This is a genomic window from Mongoliitalea sp. (assembly GCF_054166905.1).
On record NZ_JBSZCK010000001.1, the window covers coordinates 36,890 to 56,388 of the forward strand.

Below are 19,499 nucleotides of genomic sequence, written 5' to 3' on the forward strand. Positions count from 1 at the left end.
TTATCAACAACCTTGACCATAATAGGCATCTTTGCCATGTTTACGCTCATAGTGTTTTTTGATTAATGCATCTTTGAGTCTAGCTGCATTTGGATTGATTTGTAAGGTCAGGTAAGCCATTTTGGCTACCTCCTCCAATACTTTGCTATTGTAAACAGCTTTGGCCGCATCTTTTCCCCAAGCAAAGGGTCCATGGCTTCCGACCAAAATCATTTCTACTTCCGCAGGACTGAGATTTTTCTCTGCAAAACAATCTAAAATCTGCTGCCCCGTATTGTATTCATAATCACCTTCGATCAGGCGATCAGCCATTGGAGGAGCACAGGGAATATCAGCAGTCAAGTGATCTGCATGGGTGGTTCCAAAATTCGGGATATCCATCAGTGCCTGTGCCCATGAAACTGCATATGTAGAATGCGTATGGCAAATGCCACCGATATTTTCCCAGTGTTTGTATAAAAAAGCATGGGTTTTGGTATCGGATGAGGGCCGCATCTTACCCTCCACCACCTTGGCGTCGAAATCAACGATGACAATATCTTCTACCCTCAATTCTTCATACGGTACCCCGCTTGGCTTGATAGCAAAGACACCATTCTCCCGATCTACCGCACTCACATTTCCAAACGTATACACCACCAAATCGAGTTGGGGTAGTTGCATGTTGGCTTCGTAGCAGGAAAGTTTTAATTTTTCGAACATCATTTGGGTTTTAGATTTTAGATCTTAGATTTTAGATTTTAGATTTTTTTTGGTCTTATGCTTTTTTTGTTTTTCATTGTAATCAACGTTTTAGCAAAGATTGCAGTCAACTCATTGGCTTCTTTCAATAATGAATCTACTTCAATCCAAGCTTTCTCTTTCACCAACTCTAACCAATAGCCTGACTCATCTGATTCTTCCAAAACAATTTGAAGTTTCGAAATGAACTCATTATCGCTTCTTGCACGACAAGCGGATCTATAGTTTGCCCCAACTGAGGTTGCTGCCTTCACCAGTTGGTAAGATATCACTCTTGAAGCGGTCAAATTTGGAAACTTCTCAACTAAGTCGATTACATCAAGAGCAAACTTCTTGGTTCTATATTTTAGCTGATCTTGCATATGATATATTTTAGTTTCAGATTTTTTGCTCGATAGAAGTTAATGAAATAAGTTCAAATCCTATTATCAAATCTAAAATCTACCCTCTAAAATCTAAAATATGTTACCCTTCACCCTTTCTCAACCATTTTCCCAAAAGAAACATATTCCTGATAGAGTCGATCATAAGTCTCCACATGCTCGGGGATGGGATAGTATATGTTGTCAAAACCTGAACCCATAGACTTGATAGCTTCCTCGGTATTGAGATAAATACCGGCTGCAACGGCTGCATACATGGCCGCGCCCAATGCTGGGGCTTTTTCGGATGTGGCAACTTTGATGGGCATATCCAATACGTCAGCCAGTGTTTGCATCACTAGGGTAGATTTTTTAGCTACACCTCCCAAACCGATCACTGCATCTATTTGTACCCCTTCCTGTCGAAATCTTTCAACAATACTTTTAGAACCAAAGCATATGGATTCTACCAATGATTTGAACACCCTCGTAGCATCGGAACCAATATTCAAGTTTCTAATCGCCCCTTTCAAAGCTTGATTGGCATCGGGTGTTCTTCTTCCGTTAATCCAATCCAGAGCAACAATAGTCGACTCTTGTACAGGAATTTGCAATGCTTCCTCAGAGAGCTTAACCAGTAATTGATTATCCAATTCTGCGATCAACGCAGCTTTTTCACTATCAGAAATGGAGCTGCTATTTTGGATCAACTGAATACTAGGGTCCAAAAGTAACTTTTTAAACCAAGCCAAGACATCCCCAAAAGCAGACTGACCTGCTTCTAATCCAATGGTACCTGGAATTACTGAGCCATCCACTTGACCACAAATCCCAGGAATTAATTTATCACCCAAATTCGACTTATTCGCCACCATAATATCACAGGTAGAGGTACCCATGACTTTCATCAGGGTATTTTCTGAAATCTCAGCTCCTACAGCTCCTGCATGTGCGTCAAAGGTACCTACAGCCACCACCACTGAAGTGGGCAAGCCCAGCACTTCCGCCCAGTCCTCACTAAGATTTCCTGCAACCACATCAGAGGTATATGTCTCTTCGTAGAGACGGTCTCTTAATTCCGCTAAGTATGGATCAAATAGTTGTAAAAATTCTTTGGATGGTAAGCCTCCCCAGGATTCATGCCACATAGCCTTATGTCCGGCTGCACATCTACTTCTTTTCAGCTCTAATGGATTACGACAACCTATCAGTTGCGCCGTGATAAAATCACAATGCTCCATCCAAGAAAACGCCGCTTCTTTGACAGAATCATCCACTCTGATCGTCCGAAGGATTTTTGCCCAAAACCATTCTGAAGAATAGATTCCTCCCTCGAATTGGGTATAATCAATTCCCCCCCAAGTTCTTGCAACTTCATTGATCTCTTCTGCCTCCCCGATACCTGTATGATCTTTCCACAGAATCATCATGGCGTGAGGATTTTCTGCAAATTCCGGTGTCATAGCCAAAGATTGTCCCATTTCATCGACAGCCATAGGCGAAGAACCCGTAGTGTCTACACAAATCGCCTTCACTGAATGTGGATCTATTGCTGACTCTTTCAAAACAGTGGTAATGGTCGCTTGTAGGCCTTCCAAATGATCTAATGGATGCTGCCTAAACTGGTTTTTCACTGGATCACAGTACAATCCTTGCTTCCATCGTGGATACCAAAAAACATTACTGGCTACCGTAAGTCCAGTTTCGGCATTCACCAATACTGCTCTTACCGAGTCAGAACCATAATCTAATCCTATAACAAATTGATTGCTCATATCTTGAATTACTTTACACGAATCATTAAAACAGCATTCGCAGGAACAGATAGATTCAACTGATTTCTATTGAGTTTAAAATCTTTGAAACTACTTTTCTTTACCACTTCTTTGCTAGTGAAAGAATTATATGAATCTATGGAGGGAGCAGTAACTATTTCTGCTGTAGCTCCATTGGCCTGCATACCTCTCAAATCAATTTCAAGTGGTAATTTTTTATCTGGATGAATATTTGCAATACTGATATTAATAGTCCCATCTTCGGACTTGGAAGAAGATACATGCAACGCTTCCAATTGCTCATTTCCAAAAGCTACTTTCTCAGTCACCAAATGATGAGGAACCAAAGTTGCATCCTTGTGAGGCTTGTATAGGTCAAAAACATGGTAGGTGGGTGTCAAAATCATATCATCTTCTGAGGTCAAAATGATGGCTTGTAACACATTGACTGTTTGAGCTAAATTAGCCATGTGTACCCGCTCTGCATGTTTGTTGAAAATATTCAGAGAAATGGCTGCCACATGGGCATCTCGCATGGTATTTTGTTGATACAAAAATCCCGGATTTGTACCAGGCTCCACCTGAAACCAAGTCCCCCACTCGTCTAGGATGATTCCAACTTTTTTCTCTGGATCATACATATCCATGATGGTGCTGTGTTTGGTAATCAATTCATCCACTCGAGCAGCCTTTCGCAAGGTCTCCAAATACTCTTCCTTGGTAAATTCAGTTGCTTTTCCCTTATTTTCCCAGGTGCCTGTTACAGTATAATAATGAAGGGAAAGCCCATCCATCATATTCAAGGGAATATTCTTCATCAACACCTCTGTCCAATTCAAATCCCAATCGTTGGCACCACCGGCAATTTTGTACAGTTTATTGCCTGGATAGTCTCTGGCAAAAGTGGCATACCTGCGATATTCATTGGCATAATACTCTGGAGTCATGTGTCCTCCACAGCCCCAACTTTCGTTACCCACTCCCCAATATTTGATATTCCAAGGTTCTTCTTGCCCATTTCTTCTGCGCAAGTCAGCCATTGGACTAATTCCATCAAAATTGATGTATTCTATCCATTTGGACATCTCCTCCACAGAACCAGAACCTACATTTCCTGTAATATAAGGTTCTGTACCAATACGCTTAGCGAAATTCAAGAACTCATGCGTCCCAAATGAATTGTCTTCTGTCACTCCTCCCCAATGGGTGTTGACCATTTTTGGGCGCTGAGCGGGATCACCGATACCATCTGTCCAATGGTATTCATCCGCAAAGCAACCTCCAGGCCATCGGAGATTGGGGATTTCCAAGTCAATCAATGCTTGCATCACATCCAATCGGTAGCCATCCTCGTTGGGAATGGAGGAGTCCGGACCTACCCAGATACCACCATAAATATTCCTTCCCAAATGCTCTGCAAAATGACCGTAAATGTGTCTATTGATAGTTATATGTCCTTGATCAGCATTTACAATCAATTTATTTTGTCCTAAAAGAACTAGAGGAGACAGCGATAAAAACAGCAGAACAGCTAAAAGCTTACTTTTGATGGTGACATGCATACTTCATGGGTTTATTTTCTTAATTCAATTATTTCATTAATCGGATATGATGGAATTTAGGAGTTTCTTCTCTGTCGATACTTTGAATTTTAATCTCTACTAATTTCTCTTGAGGCTCTAATAGATCATATTCATGGACGATCATCTGTCCTGCTTCTAGTTGTCTTGGATAAGCGTTTATTAATTCCCCATTGAGGAAAAGCTGATATTTCTCATCACTTAGAGGTTTGAAGAGCATAATTCTCAAAACTTTTCCCTCTAACTCTGTATTTTTCAACTCATATTGGATAAATGAGCGAGTACTTCTCCAAAAGTTTCCATCTTGCTGTCCTGTTTTGGTCTCTTCACCTGAAAAGGCATGCTCAGATTCCGGCTGTTGTTCACCTAAAGAAATTTTATCGACTGTAATTGCTTCTAGTTTTCGAATCAATTCATCCTTGGATTGGAGTCCCTTTCTGAATTCTTGGTATTGGTCAGAGTCAATTTCTGGCCAGTAGACTTGATACCTGCTATCATGAATAGAAAAAAATGGAACCAATTCAATAGATGTAGATGAAGCCAATAAGTCCTCCGAATTTATTTTAAATTGTAAATTCTGGGATATTTTTTTTGGTAGTACCTGTTGTTCTCGTATCAAAACAGGGGTAAGTTCAAGCGGTGTCATAGGACCTGCCGCCACATGCCCCATCCTACTTCCATCGGCAATTAACCCTTGGAGCCCTTCCCGGCCGGTCTTAGCTCCCAAAACGATTGGTCCATAAAGGAAAGAAACCCATGGAGAACCATCCGGAAGATTTTCTTTGCTTACCTGCATTGGGAGTTCAATATCAATACGATCTTTTTTGGACCAAGACCCTTGAATTAGCACATACCCTTCTCTGTCCCTTAAAATCTCTATTTCTTTCTTATTGACAAAAACCTTTAACTTACCAGCCGTCACCCAACTTGGGTATCTCAGGCGAAGATTAGCCTCCACAGCTCCTTCATGTGCAAAGCTGATAGATGTGCCTTCTTGATAAGGAAAACTAGTTTGCTGGATTAATTTGATCCCCTTTTCCTTCCAATCAAGTTCAGAAGCAATAAACAGATTGATGTATAAATCATTTTTGCTAGCTGCATAGATAGCTTGTCCATATTTGGCATGGTTTTCCAAACCCGAACCTACACAACACCAGAAATTTTCATGGGGCTGCGAATACACTCGATAATGGTTGGGACGCATGGAGGTAAAGTAAACGAAGCCTCCTTTTTCTGGATGTTGACTGGAAAGAATATGATTGAAAAGTGTACGCTCGTAGTAATCAAAATAGCTGCTTTTAGGAGACTTTTGAAATAATTTTTCAGATAATCTCAGCATATTATATGAATTGCAAGTCTCGGGACCTTCTTCCGAAGACATCATGGAAGAAAAATCATCTGTAGGATGAAAATGCTCCCGAACGCTATTCCCTCCGATGGATACGGAACGTTGATTGACCACTATATCCCAAAAAAACTTGGATGCTTGACTCATTTTTTCCTCATCAGCAAGGGCTGCTATTTGCTGAAATCCGATGACTTTAGGGATTTGGGTATTGGCATGCATGCCTGTCAGATGATCTTCTCCTGCCCTCAGTGGTGCGAGAAGTGTTTGATGAGACATTTGTTTGGCCAAGGTCAAATACCGTGGATCAGAAGTCAATTCATACACATCAGCAAAAACCTCATTCAACCCTCCATGCTCGCTGATTAGTATTTCTTGAAATTGTTCTTCTGTATAACTTGAAGTTAGCTCTAGAAACCAATCCGTAAGCGCAATCAACATGGATTTGGCTTGTTCTTTACCTGCGATTTGATATGCATCCCTTAACCCTGCAAAGATTTTGTGAATATTATACAGAGGCACCCAACGCTCGTTCAATGAAAAACTTGCTGCCTTAATTTGTCCATTTCTTAATTCCTCCCAGAATTTCTTCCCTCCAGGCACGCCACTTAAATAACCCGACCCATTGGCTTCTTGAGCAATTTGTAATTGCTCTAACATATAATCCAACCGACTTTCAATATCTGGATCACCTGTGGATGCAAACATCATCGCTAAAGCTGACAGGTAATGCCCACCGATATGACCATCCAATCCTCCACTTTCCCAGTTTCCATAATTTTCAGCTGACCAAGGGATTCCGGCCTCTTTCATGAAGGGGGCCAAAAGTCTATCAACTTCCATTGCAAGCATATACTGCTTATTGACTTCCATTGCTTGCTTGAAAGGGCTTTCCAATAAGGTGATTCGATTCAAAGGAAAAAATTCCACAGCGGAAGACTGGGCTTGAACACTCAGTGCCGACATCAAAAAGAATCCGATTATATGTAGACAAGCTTTGAAACTCATGAATACTTTTCAAAATTCAAGTAAGGCAGTACAGCCTTACTTGAATTGGTTTATAGGTTTGTGAGAAAATATTCCATTTAAAAAGAAAGTAAAGCAAGTCAGGTGTCTTTCAACCCGCCTGCTTTAATTTCCAATAACAACTAACCCAAAATACATTTCTTTCACTCAATCGTTTAAATCCTATGAGCATTTTACTTTTTCGAATTTGATGCAAAAAAAATAGAATAGCAAATTTTTAAATGTTTTTTTTACACTAATAATAGTTAAATAAAAAATCGACCTATCAAAAGGCATTCAAAAAAATGTTAATAATTGATTTTCAGCGCTTAAAATCAATTGATTATCATGTGTGTTTTTTACACATTGGCTTCCAATAAAGTACCGTTCCTATAAGGAATCCTAACTATCCAGGCTTAATAGTCCATATCCACCTCCTTATTAAGTGTATAAATTGGATTTAAAATGAATTTCACTTATTTTTCCAAAAAAATACCTGCATGAAATACTCGAATCAAACAAGAATGCTCGTTGCGGTAGATTGTATCATCTTTGGATTCGATGGAACAGATTATAAAATTTTGCTCATTCAAAGAGGATTTGCGCCCGAAAAGGAAAAATGGAGCTTGATGGGAGGATTTGTTCAGATGGATGAAACCTTAGATGAAGCTGCCAAACGAATTTTAAAGCAATTAACGGGACTACATGATGTCTACATGGATCAAATGACGGCATTTAGCCAACCTCAACGAGACCCCATAGAGCGTGTGATAGCAGTGCCCTATTTTTCCCTAATTGATATTGAAAAATATAGCAAGCAGATTAATAATGATTTTCACGCCAAATGGTTTTCAATTAGAGAGATCCCAAAACTAATTTTTGATCATGGAGATATGGTGGAGCTTGCTTTACAACAACTGCGCTATAAAGCAGCCCTTCATCCTATTTTATTTGAATTATTGCCGGAAAAATTCACCCTCCCTCAGCTACAAACCATGTATGAAGGGTTATATGATATCAAACTGGATAAGCGAAATTTTACCCGTAAGCTCCTTTCTTCCAATCTCCTTTATAAAGAAAACGATAAAGACAAGTCAAGTTCAAAAAAAGGCGCTTACTACTATTCTTTGAATGAGGACTTCTATACCCGAAACTTAAGCAATATCCTCACCATCGTTTCCAAAAGTGAGATTTCACTAGCAGCTGAATAAATTCAAACAAACATAAACCTCCAAACCTATTTTCATGAACGATTTCAACCAATTCGAACTTTGGTTTCTAACAGGAAGCCAACACTTATATGGGGAACAAACACTTCTTCAGGTAGCTGAACATTCACAATTGATTGCCCAAGAACTTAATAACTCTAAGGATATAGCTGTAAAAGTGGTTTTCAAACCTACCGTTAAAACCACTGAAGAGATTTATCAAATTTGTCAAGAAGCCAATCAGTCTGCCGCTTGCATCGGGGTGATTACTTGGATGCACACCTTTTCCCCTGCCAAAATGTGGATCAATGGACTAAAAATCCTACAAAAACCCATGCTGCATTTGCATACGCAGTTTAACAGAGATATCCCTTGGGACACCATTGACATGGACTTTATGAATCTCAATCAAAGTGCCCATGGAGATCGTGAATTTGGCTTCATTGTTTCCAGGATGAAGATCGAGCGAAAAGTTGTTGTAGGACATTGGCAATCAGCAGAAGTGCAGCGCCAAATTGATACCTGGGCGAGGGCAGCGGCCGCATGGACCGATTGGCAAGGTGCAAAATTTGCTCGCTTTGGGGATAATATGCGAAATGTGGCAGTTACAGAAGGCGACAAAGTAGAAGCTGAGTTACAGTTTGGATTTGCTGTCAACACCTTCCCGGTAGGTGATTTGGTTGCATATATTCAAGCTGCCAGCGATCAGGAAGTTCAGGCTTTGATTGATGAATATGAGGCATCCTACACACTAACAGATGAGCTTAAATCCACAGGCAATCGTAGGTCTTCCTTAATTGATGCTGCACAAATCGAGGTCGGTTTGCGTAACTTTTTGAAAGAAGGCGGATTCAAAGGGTTTACCAATACATTTGAAGATCTTCATGGCATGAAGCAACTCCCTGGCATTGCAACCCAACGACTAATGGCCGAAGGGTATGGCTATGCAGGGGAAGGAGATTGGAAAACAACTGCATTAGTTCGCGCTATGAAAGTCATGGGTACTGGACTTCCAGGCGGGAATGCATTTATGGAAGATTACACGTATCATTTCAACCCTGAAAATCCACTTGTATTGGGAGCGCACATGCTTGAAGTTGACCCTGTGCTCAGCAACGAACGCCCTCGATGTGAAGTACATCCTTTAGGAATCGGCGGTAAAGAAGATCCTGTACGGTTGGTATTCAATGGCAGTGCCGGCAGAGCGTTGAATGCATCCCTGGTAGACATGGGTAATCGATTTAGATTGGTAGTCAATGAAGTAGAGGCAGTACCTGTAACCGAAGCATTACCTAAACTTCCTGTAGCACGCGTACTTTGGAAACCACTACCCGACATGCAGACAGGATGTGCGGGTTGGATTTATGCAGGCGGCGCCCATCATACTTGCTTTAGCCAAAATCTGACTACAGAACATCTGGATGATTTTGCGAAAATTGCCAGAATTGAAAACATCACCATTGATGCCAACAGCAATCTCAAGCAAATTCAACAAGAGATCAAATGGAGTGATGCATTCTATAAACTTACCAATTAGCGTAAACCTTGCCTCATAAACGCAAAAAGGAGAACAGATTTTTTGTTCTCCTTTTTTTGCTTGTTACTTCTTGATGATTTTGAATTTTGAGATAACAAAAGCGCTTCCCTAAAAAAGCTCCTATGATATTTTTTAACCAAAAAAAACCAACTGCTCATCGGTATAATCTTGGATGAAAAAGAGAACATTGTCCAAATAGGCAAAGTCCTCCTGAGGATGCATGGTAGTCAATACTACTGCCTGCATTCCTGCGTTTTTGGCAGCCTCCACTCCTTTTGGGGAATCCTCAAATACCACACATTTTGAAGGGGAAACTCCTAGCAAATCTGCGCATTTCAGGAATACTTCCGGATGTGGCTTACTCAACGCTACATCATCTGCATGTACTATGGCATGAAAGTCTGCACCAATGTTTAAGTGCTTCAACGTAAAGTCCACATTGAATGGAATGGCAGCGGTCCCCAAAGCAAGTTTAAAGTGATTATTTTTCAATTGTTGAAAGAAATCATAAAAACCATCAATGGGCTGTATTTTGTCCACATACACCTGCTGGTATCGCTTTTCCTTTTCAATAGACCAATAATCCAATTCTTCCCGCGTCAAAGCATCCTTTCCTAATACCCGTGCAAATAGCTCATCATTTTTACCATACATTTCTTTCCATACCCGTTCGATGGAAATATCGACTTTCAGGTCCTGCACCAATAGCTGATGCCAAGCATCCGCATGATAGGCCATATCATCGATAATGGTACCGTTCAAATCAAATAAAATTGCTTCGAATCTTCTATTCATAATTTTTACGCTGCATGACTTTTTTCACCTTTTCAACGATAGTCAGGGCATCCAATCCATATTTTTTCATTAAATCCTCAGGCCTTCCACTTTCTCCAAAGCTGTCATTCACCGCTACATATTCCTGAGGCACCAAATGCCGGGATACAATCACCTGAGCAATGCTATCACCCAAGCCACCTAAGCGGTTATGCTCTTCTGCGGTCACCACACAGCCTGTTTTCTGGATAGATGCAAGCACAGCCTCCTCGTCGAGTGGTTTGATGGTGTGAATATTGATAATTTCTGCATCAATTCCTTGAGCAGAAAGGATTTCTTCTGCCAAAATCGCCTCCCAGACCAAATGTCCTGTCGCAACAATAGTCACATCTTTACCATCCTTAATTTTCCAGGCTTTGCCAATTTCAAAAACCTGATCAGCTGGGGTAAATACAGGAATCACAGGCCTTCCAAACCTCAGATAAACAGGCCCATAATGTTCTGCAATGGCCAATGTGGCAGCTTTGGTTTGATTGTAATCGCAAGGATTGATCACAGTCATGCCAGGAAGCATCTTCATCATGCCTATATCTTCCAGAATCTGATGCGTAGCGCCGTCCTCACCCAATGTTAAGCCGGCATGAGAAGCGCATATTTTTACATTTTTGTGAGAATAAGCAATAGACTGACGGATTTGGTCATATACCCGACCCGTACTAAAATTGGCAAAGGTACCAGTATAGGGTATTTTGCCGCTTATCGTCAACCCAGCTGCAATGCCCATCATATTGGCTTCGGCAATTCCTACCTGGAAAAAGCGTTCAGGATGATTCTTTTGAAAATCTCCCATTTTCAGAGAACCAATCAAATCTGCACATAGGGCTACAACATTGGGATGCGTTTCGCCTAATTGCGTTAAACCAGCTCCAAAACCGGAACGGGTATCTTTTTTTTCTGTGTATGTTAAAATCATCGAAAGTCAGTTTTAATAATCTTGAAGAGAAGAAGGTAATTGAGCGAGCGCACTTGCCAGCTGCTCATCATTCGGAGCAATGCCATGCCATTTATGGGTTCCGACCATAAAGTCCACACCAAAGCCCATTTCCGTGTGAAGTAAAACCATGATGGGCTTCCCTTGTCCCGAAGCCGCAAAAGCAGCATCTAGTCCCTCACAAACCTTGACCATATCATTCCCTTCTACTTCCAACACATCCCATCCAAATGCAACAAACTTGGCCTTCAAATCCCCGTTATCCATCACTTTTTGGGTGGGACCATCAATCTGTTGCCCATTAAAATCAACAAAAGCTATCAGATTATCTACGTTGTGATGCGCTGCAAACATAGCAGCTTCCCAGTTTTGCCCTTCTTGCAACTCCCCATCACCAGTCAATACAATTACTTTTTGAGGATCTTGATCCAAGCGCTTTCCTAGTGCGGCTCCAATGGCTACTGAAATTCCTTGCCCTAAGGACCCCGAGGCTATCCGTACACCTGGCAAGCCTTCATGGGTAGTGGGGTGTCCCTGAAGGCGTGAATTCAGCTTTCTGAAAGTTGCTAATTCCTCCAATTCAAAATACCCAGCCCTCGCTAATACGCTGTACCAAACGGGAGAAATATGGCCGTTGGATAAAAAGAACAAATCCTCCCCCTTTCCTTCCATGGAAAATTGGGGATCATGCTTCAATTTCCAGAAATACAGTGCCACAAAAAAATCAGCACAACCCAAGGATGCACCTGGATGTCCTGATTGGCACTGATGCACCATTCGCAAAATATCGCGCCTCACCTGAGTAGCGATCTCTTCTAATTGATTTACATTCATACAATATGTTAAATAGGTTTATGAGCTAAAATTAGGCACAAAGTGTGAGAAATACACTTATTATTTAAAGTTTTTGCAACCGATTTCATTTTTGCTCAACAAAAGACTAATATAGCATGTCAATGAAAGGTTACAGCTAATCACACTATTGATCGGCATAAAAAAATAAATCCGTTCCCCAGCCAGAAGAACGGATTTAAAGCTTAAAAAAGAGTTGTCGTCACCAAAAAATATAATCTTACAAAGCTTATTCCCTGAATACCTTACAAACATACTGCCTCAAGAATTCTTTTTTGAGGCAACTTCATGAAACCAGCCATTTTCTTCATGAATGCTGGGTTTGACTTCATAAAGGGTTTGAAAATGAAGTGAACTAGCTTGTAAATGAATGGCCTTTAAAGAGATTTTCATCACCTCTCTCAATTATTGAAACAGCTGAGGGACAAACTGGCTCAAATAAATTCTCCAGTTTCTCCAGATATGACCTCCATCAGACTCTACATACGTGTATGGCAATTGGATGCTGTCAAGTTTTTGTAAGTATTCCTGATTGGCTTTGTAAAGGAAGTCCGTTTCTCCAATAGCTATCCAATACAATTGATAGGCATTATCCCGTTGCTGCTGTAATGTTTCATCCAAGTCTTTATAGACTTTACCGGTAGCATCTTCTCGAGGCATGATCGCAGCAGAAAACAGCCCCACATAATCAAATGTATTTGGGTAAAAACGGGAAATATGCAGGGTATGAAATCCGCCCATAGAGAGTCCTGCAATAGCCCGATGGGATTTCTCTGATTTGACCCGATAATTTTGCTTCATAAACTCAATGATCTCGTGGAAATGGAGTTCGTATGTTCCATCCATGGTTTTGGGAATCATAAACTGAGGTTTATAAAAACCAAGACTCCCTTCCCCAGGTGCTGCGTCTTGAATAACATTACCATTAGGCATGACCACTATCATGGATTTGGCTTTTCCTTGAGCCATAAGATTGTCCATGATTTGAGCAGTCCTTCCCAAGGAAATCCAAGCCTCTTCGTCTCCCCCTGCCCCATGAAGCAAGTACAAAACTGGATAGCTGTCCGCAGAATTTTCATACCCTGCTGGAGTATAGACAGTCAAGCGTCTGTCCATCCCAAGACCTTCCGATCTGTACCATCTACGGGCAACTGTCCCATGCGGAACCTTTTGTACTTTATACAACTCTGCCTGTTCACCTTCGATAATAAAGATATTGGTGACATTGGCTACATCTCGGATAAGGAAAGGATTACTTGGGTCAATTACAGTTAATCCGTCCAAAATAAAGGAGTAGCTATACAACTCGGGAGCTAGCCCTTCTGCTTTGTATTCCCACACTCCATTTTCCCCTTTGGATAAGGAGGCTTTGCCTGGTGCATCCACTGTACCCATGGGTGAATCCATTTGGATGGCAGGTAAAAAATCCCCTGTAATTTCTACTTGCTGAGCTTGAGGAGCAAAAAAGCGAAACGTCACGGAATTTCCTTTAATTTCAGGAGAGATCAAATCCTGGGAACGGAAAATTGCTTCTTGGGCCAATAAATTACCCAAACACAAAAGGCACAGCAACTGAATAATACCAAAATTTCTCACACATAATAGTTTAAAGGTGTCACAAATTGAATACAGGGTCCTACAAATAAAAGATGATTTATATCACCTAATCCACTGATTTTGATTACTGAAACCTCAATCAAAAATCAGTTAACTTGTGTAAAAATAATCAAAATAGTGAAAAACCTACTTTCCATAAAAAGCACCTTCCTGCATGAGGTTGGGGACATGAGCCGATTTACCGCAAGGTTTTTCCGTGAGGTCCTGAAGCCCAAGCAAGAATGGGAAGAGTTTATCAATCAATGTTTTTGGATAGGTTACAAAACATTGACCTTGGTTGGCATTACAGCCTTTATCATGGGCTTGGTTTTGACCATTCAATCAAGGCCAACGTTGGTTGAATTTGGCGCTGAAGCCATGCTGCCTGCCATGGTGGCTGTTTCCTTGGTGCGGGAAATCGCCCCTGTCATCACGGCATTGATCTGTGCCGGAAAAATCGGTTCTGGTATGGGGGCTGAACTTGGTTCCATGCGCGTCACAGAGCAAATAGATGCCATGGAAGTATCTGGCACCAATCCTTTCAAATACCTTATTGTGACGAGGGTATTGGCCGCCACGGTGATGGTTCCCTTGCTTTCTAGCGTAGCTAATGCTGTATCCCTGTATGGGGGCTACTTGGGAGCAAATTTAAGGGGAGATGTTAGTTGGAGTTTGTATTGGTTTCAGGTATTCGACTCTTTGAGTTTTGGAGATGTAGTCCCCTCCCTTATCAAGACCATCTTCTTTGGCTTTGCTATCGGGATTGTGGGTTGCTACAAGGGCTATCATTCACAAAAGGGAACAGAAGGTGTGGGCAGGTCAGCCACTACCGCTGTCATCGCAGCATCCTTAATGGTATTTGTTATTGATTTGTTGGTTGTCCAAATTACTGATTTACTTGGCTTAACTTAAGATGAAAACAAAAGACCCCATTGTCCTGGTAGAAAACGTCAATAAGTCATTTGGAACAAATCATGTCTTACGTGATTTTTCCATGGCTGTGCAAACGGGTGAAAACTTGGTCATCTTGGGGAAATCAGGTTCCGGGAAATCTGTGTTGATCAAATGCATCATTAAACTGATCGCATCAGATTCAGGAAAAATAACTGTACTTGGTCAAAACATTGACACCTTGGATGAAGACCAACTCAATACATGGAGGGCAGATATTGGTTTTCTCTTCCAAAGCAACGCCTTGTATGACTCCATGACTATACGGGAGAACTTACTATTTCCCTTACGCAGACATTGGACGAAGGAAAAACGGGATAAAATGGCTGACCAAGCCATTTTGGAAGCATTGGAAGACGTGGGATTGGCACATACACTACATATGATGCCTGCTGAATTATCAGGAGGTATGAGAAAACGAGTAGCTCTCGCGAGAGCCTTGATATTACGTCCAAAAGTAATCTTGTATGACGAGCCTACCACTGGCCTCGACCCGATCACGGGAAGGGAGATTTCACAATTGATGATTGATGTACAGAAGAAATATAACGCCACATCTATCGTGATTTCGCACGATTTGAATTGCATCAAGATGATTGCCAATCGAATCATCATGTTGATCGACGGAAAGAACTACGCTTCGGGGACTTTCCAAGAATTAGAAGCTGCTACTGATCCAAAAATTAAAGCGTTTTTCGAATAGTCATGAAGGCAACAAAAGTAATCGACAATACAAAGCTAGGCCTTTTGGTCATTGCAGGACTGGTATTTCTTGTCTTGACCTTGTACATGATAGGCAAGAATAAAAATCTCTTTGGTACTGCTATACAAATCACGGCAGTGGTAGATAATGTTAGCGGTTTAGTTCCTGGGAATAATGTTCGGTTTAAGGGCTTGAATATCGGAACTGTTCGATCTATCAATATGGAAAATGATTCTTCAATTTACATCACGATGGCAGTTCAGCGAAAGATGACTCAATTTATTCGAAATAATTCCCTCACTGCCATCAATACAGATGGTTTGATGGGAAATAAAATCATTCAGATACTACCACAGGAAGGGTTTTCTCCGATGATTTCGGAAGGAGATACGCTCTTTGCCCGGGCAGGCTTGGATACGGAAGAAATGTTGAGAACATTGGAATCTACCGGTGACTATCTGGAGAAAACATTTTTTCATTTATCCAATGTATCACAAAAGCTAAATGATAGTAAAGCACTTTGGAATTTGCTTTCGGATAGTTTGTTGACCAAAGAAGTCAAAGCAGCTGTGCAGGAAATCCGTACTGCGGGAAACAATGCTTCTGATATGGCTATATCTGGCAAACGTATACTGCACACCCTAGAACAGGGTCAGGGCTTGGTTCAACAAGTATTCACCGATACCATCGTAGCCAACAATTTCTCACAATCTGTCGCCCATTTACTGGAAGTAAGCGAACAAACCCAAGAAATCATGGTACAGGTCAAAAGTATTCTCCATGATATTGAGCAAAGTGACGGAACTGCCAAATTGATTTTGGAGGATCCTGTGCTCAAAGAAGCCATATTAAAGAGTATGCTGAATGTAGAGGAAGGTACAGCATCCTTTGCGGAAAATATGGAGGCCATGAGGAGTAATTTCCTGTTTAGGAGATACTTTAGAAGGTTGGAAAAGGAAAAAGAGGCCGACAATGAATGAGTCAGTTTCTACTTTCCTTGAACAAATATATTACCAACAATAATCAAAACTATTTTGGCCGTTAGCATGCCATAAGAAGGTAGATGTAAACTGGCATTTGCTACTTTGTATCTTGAATATATAAAGCTAAAGTTTCAACCCAATCCCGAAAGTAATCCGCAATCCGTCCCATTGAGAAATGAGATTTTTACCATCAGAGGTCTGAAAAACAAGTTGTTGATTGGAATTTTCTTTCATTTCCCCGTGAAATTGCAGTTCGGCCCCTAGGCCTGCTTGAATAGTAAAAGGATATAAATCACGGGTTATCATAATTCCAGGACGAAGACCGACATTGATGGATTTCAACGAATAATTTTCATATTCTTTGAATGTACCTACTTCAAGAATGGATGTTAATTTTTGGTTTGTACCGGCAATAGAAGTATGCATGGTTGCATAGAGAGGCCAACCCTTCGAATTATTCAGTCGAACCTGTGCATAAGGGCCTATTTGAGCAACTTTTAATTCCTGATCAATTCTTGCAAAACCGGAATAGTCTCCATAAGACAATCTACCACCGGTAGAGGTATATTCTCCCCAAATCCCTAAAGAAACTCTTTTCGAAATAGAAAATCCAAAAGACCCACCAAAGGTATTAAAGGGGGGAAAAGCATGGACTGTTCTGAATGGCACTGGAGACATCCTGTTGAGATCCTGTTGAAACAGTTTTTGTGATTTCATGGAATAGTTTGCCATCCCAAACCTGAAAATAAGCGAAACGCTTTCTTGTGCAGTGACAGAAGACACCAGAAAAAACAAGAGGATGGTAAAATAAACTTTCATGGTGCTTTAATTATAAATCCATCGTGACGAAGCAAATAATAATTGGAGAAAACAAAGCCGTAAGCATCGTATGTCTTTTCGAACTTCATCGTGATGGGGCTAAACAATTGAATAGTTTCAGAATTAGAAAACCATAAATGGTTTGACAGGGGGTCAAATCCCCACCTCCAAAGTCCATTGATATATGGCAAGTGGACTTCTCTGCTGTTACTAAAGAATGCACTGGGACTTTGTGGTGGATGGGACACATCATACACTTTAATGTAGTTTTCTTCCGGATTTTCTCTGTAGTCGGGCACACCATTCACAGACATAACATGTTTGCTGTCCGGTAGGAAGTATATATGATCACCTAAATCTATTTGCCCAATCTGCTGAAATCCCCCCTGCACATGTTGAAAAACTCTCCCTATATAATCCTCATCAGTAAAACTTAAATTCGCTGCAAAATACTTACCATCAGGGGAGATAGTAGGTATGGACCAACTGCCAGCATGAGAGTGCCAAAGTATTTTTTCATTGTTCATGTCTATCACAACCGAACGATTAATTCCACTAAACATTCTGGCAGTTACAAGACCATTTTCTGAGGCATTCCCCAGTTGGAAACGCGGTGGAAAAGAAAGACTATTCGAGATTGAAAGCGGCAGCGAAATCTCATGAAGTTGAATTTTTGAAAAATCTAAAGGATCAAAACTCATGATTCCTCTATCTGGATCAATGAAATAGCCTTTTGATTCATTAGGGGATATAATAATTGAGTTTATTTCATATATCCCAAGATTATTGAATATTAAACTATCTTCCAAAACATATCCATTCAAATCATAACGAAAGATTCCTCGATCATTTTGAATCAGTATTTTATGATTATCTTTCAGCATAATGAATCGCTCGAATTGCTCGAAGGTGGGCTCAGCTCTTAAGTGAAGACTTCCCTCAATCTGTTGTTGGATATACCCTGTCCGATGAAGGGTATATTTCACATCTGCATCTTCCAAATAATCTAATTTACCGATAGAAATCTCACCGGAAGAAGAAAATGGATAGGTCTTTACCCCTTCAAATTCAAATGGTGCGGTTATAGATAGTATTACACCTTCCGGATTGATTGCCGCCTTAGTCCACACCAGTTTTACAATCTCCTCCTCATCTTTGATAAGGGAAAAATCAGGTTCGGGAACATGTAGTTGCTTCGCATTTATCGTCACATCAAATTTAAACCCTGTTGCTCTTAAATTGTGATATTGGTAGCCGCCTACAAATCCTTTGTCAATAAAATGGTTGACATTGGTATCGTAGATGATCGTGTCCTTAAAATAAGGGTGACCAGAAGTGTTACGACGGAATCTATAGACAAAATTTTTCCGATCCTGAGGCCCCTTCCATCGATAAACCAGGTATCCATCTTCAAGTTCACTCGTAAATGAATGGAATTCAGGAACGGTCGGATCAATGATCACCCTAAATGTCTTGTTAATGACATAGTATTCACCACCGAGGAGGTTGGCCAAACTTCTGGATCGTGTATCAGCATAAAAAACCATCTCCAATAAATGTTCCTTCGGTTCAAGAAAATCGGGGTTCATCGAAAACGTCACTGCGCCATCCACTATGTCTGCTTTTATTAGATTACCATTGAGACGCACTTCAGTCTCAAAAATAGCATTGTTCAATTCCTGAAGGGTAAACCGAAAATTAGTACGCTCCATAAGATAAAAAGGCTGTGGGAGCTCGGAGTCGTTTATCAGTAGGGTGACTTCTCTGAGTGAGGGGGGCTTGATGTCCAAATGAAACTCTTCCTCCAGCTCATAGGTACATTGCGAAAAAATGAAAGTAGCTAAACAAATCCATGCAATTGTCAAGCCTTTGTTTACATGTGATTTATTCATTGCTGGGTAAACGACACTCCTGATACCTAAATATACTGGTAATTACAGAACAAAAAAATAGTTGATTCCAAAAAACTAATTTTTTTTAAAAGCTTTGTGACTGCTTGAAAAAACAGGTGAAATTAATTCTCAATATTCACCCCGTCCGCATAGTGAGTCTGGTTCATTGACTATGAATCACCAGAATTCTCTCATTAAATTTGTTCAAGATTGAAAATTTTGAACATTTAGGGTAAAAAACGACGTGCAAAAAATGATGAATTTGACCCCTTGTTGACGATTTAAATTGACCCCTTGCTGGTGATGCAAATCGACCCCCGGCTGGTGATGTAAACTGACCCCCGTCAAAAGTTATTTTTTTGGAATGGAATAGGAGGCTTTTAAG

At 40.7% G+C, this 19,499-nt stretch carries 16 protein-coding genes; 5 read left to right on the forward strand and 11 right to left on the reverse strand.

Annotation, left to right across the window (positions count from 1 at the left end):
• Positions 1-3 precede the first annotated feature (3 nt).
• The 5 genes from ACXIUD_RS00110 to ACXIUD_RS00130 form a co-directional block, all read right to left on the reverse strand.
• A complete protein-coding gene (locus tag ACXIUD_RS00110; RefSeq protein ID WP_458050621.1) occupies positions 4-702 on the reverse strand; it encodes an L-ribulose-5-phosphate 4-epimerase in 699 nt (232 codons plus the stop codon).
• A gap of 38 nt (positions 703-740) precedes the next feature.
• Complete coding sequence (locus ACXIUD_RS00115) at positions 741-1,103, reverse strand: four helix bundle protein (RefSeq protein ID WP_458050607.1); 363 nt, start codon at positions 1,101-1,103, stop codon at positions 741-743.
• Between the two features lie 110 nt (positions 1,104-1,213).
• Entirely contained in the window at positions 1,214-2,878 is a 1,665-nt protein-coding gene (locus tag ACXIUD_RS00120) for a ribulokinase (RefSeq protein WP_458050608.1), read from the reverse strand.
• Positions 2,879-2,886: 8 nt separating this feature from the next.
• Positions 2,887-4,440 carry an alpha-N-arabinofuranosidase gene (locus ACXIUD_RS00125; protein ID WP_458050609.1) on the reverse strand — a complete coding sequence of 518 codons (1,554 nt, stop codon included), beginning with the start codon at positions 4,438-4,440 and terminating at the stop codon, positions 2,887-2,889.
• A gap of 28 nt (positions 4,441-4,468) precedes the next feature.
• Positions 4,469-6,769: a beta-L-arabinofuranosidase domain-containing protein gene (locus ACXIUD_RS00130; protein WP_458050610.1), complete on the reverse strand. Its 2,301-nt coding sequence runs from the start codon at positions 6,767-6,769 to the stop codon at positions 4,469-4,471.
• 539 nt (positions 6,770-7,308) lie between these two features.
• Between ACXIUD_RS00130 and ACXIUD_RS00135 the strand changes: the two genes are divergently transcribed.
• Together ACXIUD_RS00135 and araA are read left to right on the forward strand one after the other, a co-directional pair.
• Positions 7,309-8,019, forward strand: coding sequence for an NUDIX hydrolase (locus ACXIUD_RS00135; RefSeq protein WP_458050611.1), 711 nt, complete (start codon positions 7,309-7,311; stop codon positions 8,017-8,019).
• 34 nt (positions 8,020-8,053) lie between these two features.
• Positions 8,054-9,553, forward strand: coding sequence for an L-arabinose isomerase (araA, locus tag ACXIUD_RS00140; RefSeq protein ID WP_458050612.1), 1,500 nt, complete (start codon positions 8,054-8,056; stop codon positions 9,551-9,553).
• Positions 9,554-9,685: 132 nt separating this feature from the next.
• Here the strand turns inward: araA and ACXIUD_RS00145 are convergent, their stop codons facing one another.
• The 4 genes from ACXIUD_RS00145 to ACXIUD_RS00160 all read right to left on the reverse strand — a co-directional run bounded on the left by ACXIUD_RS00145 (position 9,686) and on the right by ACXIUD_RS00160 (position 13,766).
• Positions 9,686-10,348 (reverse strand): HAD family hydrolase, encoded by a 663-nt coding sequence (locus ACXIUD_RS00145; RefSeq protein ID WP_458050613.1) that lies wholly within the window; start codon positions 10,346-10,348, stop codon positions 9,686-9,688.
• Positions 10,341-11,300 (reverse strand): transketolase family protein, encoded by a 960-nt coding sequence (locus tag ACXIUD_RS00150; protein ID WP_458050614.1) that lies wholly within the window; start codon positions 11,298-11,300, stop codon positions 10,341-10,343. The genes ACXIUD_RS00145 and ACXIUD_RS00150 overlap by 8 nt, the downstream gene beginning before the upstream one ends.
• A 12-nt stretch (positions 11,301-11,312) precedes the next feature.
• A complete protein-coding gene (locus tag ACXIUD_RS00155) occupies positions 11,313-12,152 on the reverse strand; it encodes a transketolase (protein WP_458050615.1) in 840 nt (279 codons plus the stop codon).
• Positions 12,153-12,575: 423 nt separating this feature from the next.
• Complete coding sequence (locus ACXIUD_RS00160; RefSeq protein WP_458050616.1) at positions 12,576-13,766, reverse strand: esterase; 1,191 nt, start codon at positions 13,764-13,766, stop codon at positions 12,576-12,578.
• A gap of 189 nt (positions 13,767-13,955) precedes the next feature.
• Here ACXIUD_RS00160 and ACXIUD_RS00165 point away from each other — a divergent pair, with 189 nt between their 5' ends.
• From ACXIUD_RS00165 to ACXIUD_RS00175, 3 genes are read left to right on the forward strand one after another with little or no spacing between them, the layout of a single operon-like run.
• The gene (locus ACXIUD_RS00165) at positions 13,956-14,678 is read left to right on the forward strand and encodes an MlaE family ABC transporter permease (RefSeq protein ID WP_458050622.1); all 723 of its coding nucleotides are present in this window, start codon (positions 13,956-13,958) and stop codon (positions 14,676-14,678) included.
• 1 nt (position 14,679) lies between these two features.
• Positions 14,680-15,420, forward strand: coding sequence for an ABC transporter ATP-binding protein (locus ACXIUD_RS00170; protein WP_458050617.1), 741 nt, complete (start codon positions 14,680-14,682; stop codon positions 15,418-15,420).
• A 2-nt stretch (positions 15,421-15,422) separates the two neighbouring features.
• Positions 15,423-16,400 carry an MlaD family protein gene (locus ACXIUD_RS00175; protein WP_458050618.1) on the forward strand — a complete coding sequence of 326 codons (978 nt, stop codon included), beginning with the start codon at positions 15,423-15,425 and terminating at the stop codon, positions 16,398-16,400.
• Positions 16,401-16,526: 126 nt separating this feature from the next.
• On the opposite strand, the gene ACXIUD_RS00180 is transcribed toward ACXIUD_RS00175, so the two are convergent.
• A complete protein-coding gene (locus ACXIUD_RS00180; protein WP_458050619.1) occupies positions 16,527-17,222 on the reverse strand; it encodes a hypothetical protein in 696 nt (231 codons plus the stop codon).
• Positions 17,219-19,114 (reverse strand): hypothetical protein, encoded by a 1,896-nt coding sequence (locus ACXIUD_RS00185; protein WP_458050620.1) that lies wholly within the window; start codon positions 19,112-19,114, stop codon positions 17,219-17,221. The genes ACXIUD_RS00180 and ACXIUD_RS00185 overlap by 4 nt, the downstream gene beginning before the upstream one ends.
• Between the last annotated feature and the right edge of the window lie 385 nt (positions 19,115-19,499).

Bases quoted from the DNA above. Each gene is read 5' to 3' on its own strand.
- ACXIUD_RS00130 (WP_458050610.1), bottom strand. From the start codon at position 6,769: ATGTCGGCACTGAGTGTTCAAGCCCAGTCTTCCGCTGTGGAATTTTTT.
- ACXIUD_RS00180 (WP_458050619.1), bottom strand. From the start codon at position 17,222: ATGAAAGTTTATTTTACCATCCTCTTGTTTTTTCTGGTGTCTTCTGTC.
- ACXIUD_RS00150 (WP_458050614.1), bottom strand. From the start codon at position 11,300: ATGATTTTAACATACACAGAAAAAAAAGATACCCGTTCCGGTTTTGGA.
- ACXIUD_RS00175 (WP_458050618.1), top strand. From the start codon at position 15,423: ATGAAGGCAACAAAAGTAATCGACAATACAAAGCTAGGCCTTTTGGTC.
- ACXIUD_RS00135 (WP_458050611.1), top strand. From the start codon at position 7,309: ATGAAATACTCGAATCAAACAAGAATGCTCGTTGCGGTAGATTGTATC.
- ACXIUD_RS00110 (WP_458050621.1), bottom strand. From the start codon at position 702: ATGTTCGAAAAATTAAAACTTTCCTGCTACGAAGCCAACATGCAACTA.
- ACXIUD_RS00125 (WP_458050609.1), bottom strand. From the start codon at position 4,440: ATGCATGTCACCATCAAAAGTAAGCTTTTAGCTGTTCTGCTGTTTTTA.
- ACXIUD_RS00185 (WP_458050620.1), bottom strand. From the start codon at position 19,114: ATGAATAAATCACATGTAAACAAAGGCTTGACAATTGCATGGATTTGT.
- ACXIUD_RS00155 (WP_458050615.1), bottom strand. From the start codon at position 12,152: ATGAATGTAAATCAATTAGAAGAGATCGCTACTCAGGTGAGGCGCGAT.
- ACXIUD_RS00170 (WP_458050617.1), top strand. From the start codon at position 14,680: ATGAAAACAAAAGACCCCATTGTCCTGGTAGAAAACGTCAATAAGTCA.
- ACXIUD_RS00120 (WP_458050608.1), bottom strand. From the start codon at position 2,878: ATGAGCAATCAATTTGTTATAGGATTAGATTATGGTTCTGACTCGGTA.
- ACXIUD_RS00165 (WP_458050622.1), top strand. From the start codon at position 13,956: ATGAGCCGATTTACCGCAAGGTTTTTCCGTGAGGTCCTGAAGCCCAAG.
- ACXIUD_RS00145 (WP_458050613.1), bottom strand. From the start codon at position 10,348: ATGAATAGAAGATTCGAAGCAATTTTATTTGATTTGAACGGTACCATT.
- araA (WP_458050612.1), top strand. From the start codon at position 8,054: ATGAACGATTTCAACCAATTCGAACTTTGGTTTCTAACAGGAAGCCAA.
- ACXIUD_RS00115 (WP_458050607.1), bottom strand. From the start codon at position 1,103: ATGCAAGATCAGCTAAAATATAGAACCAAGAAGTTTGCTCTTGATGTA.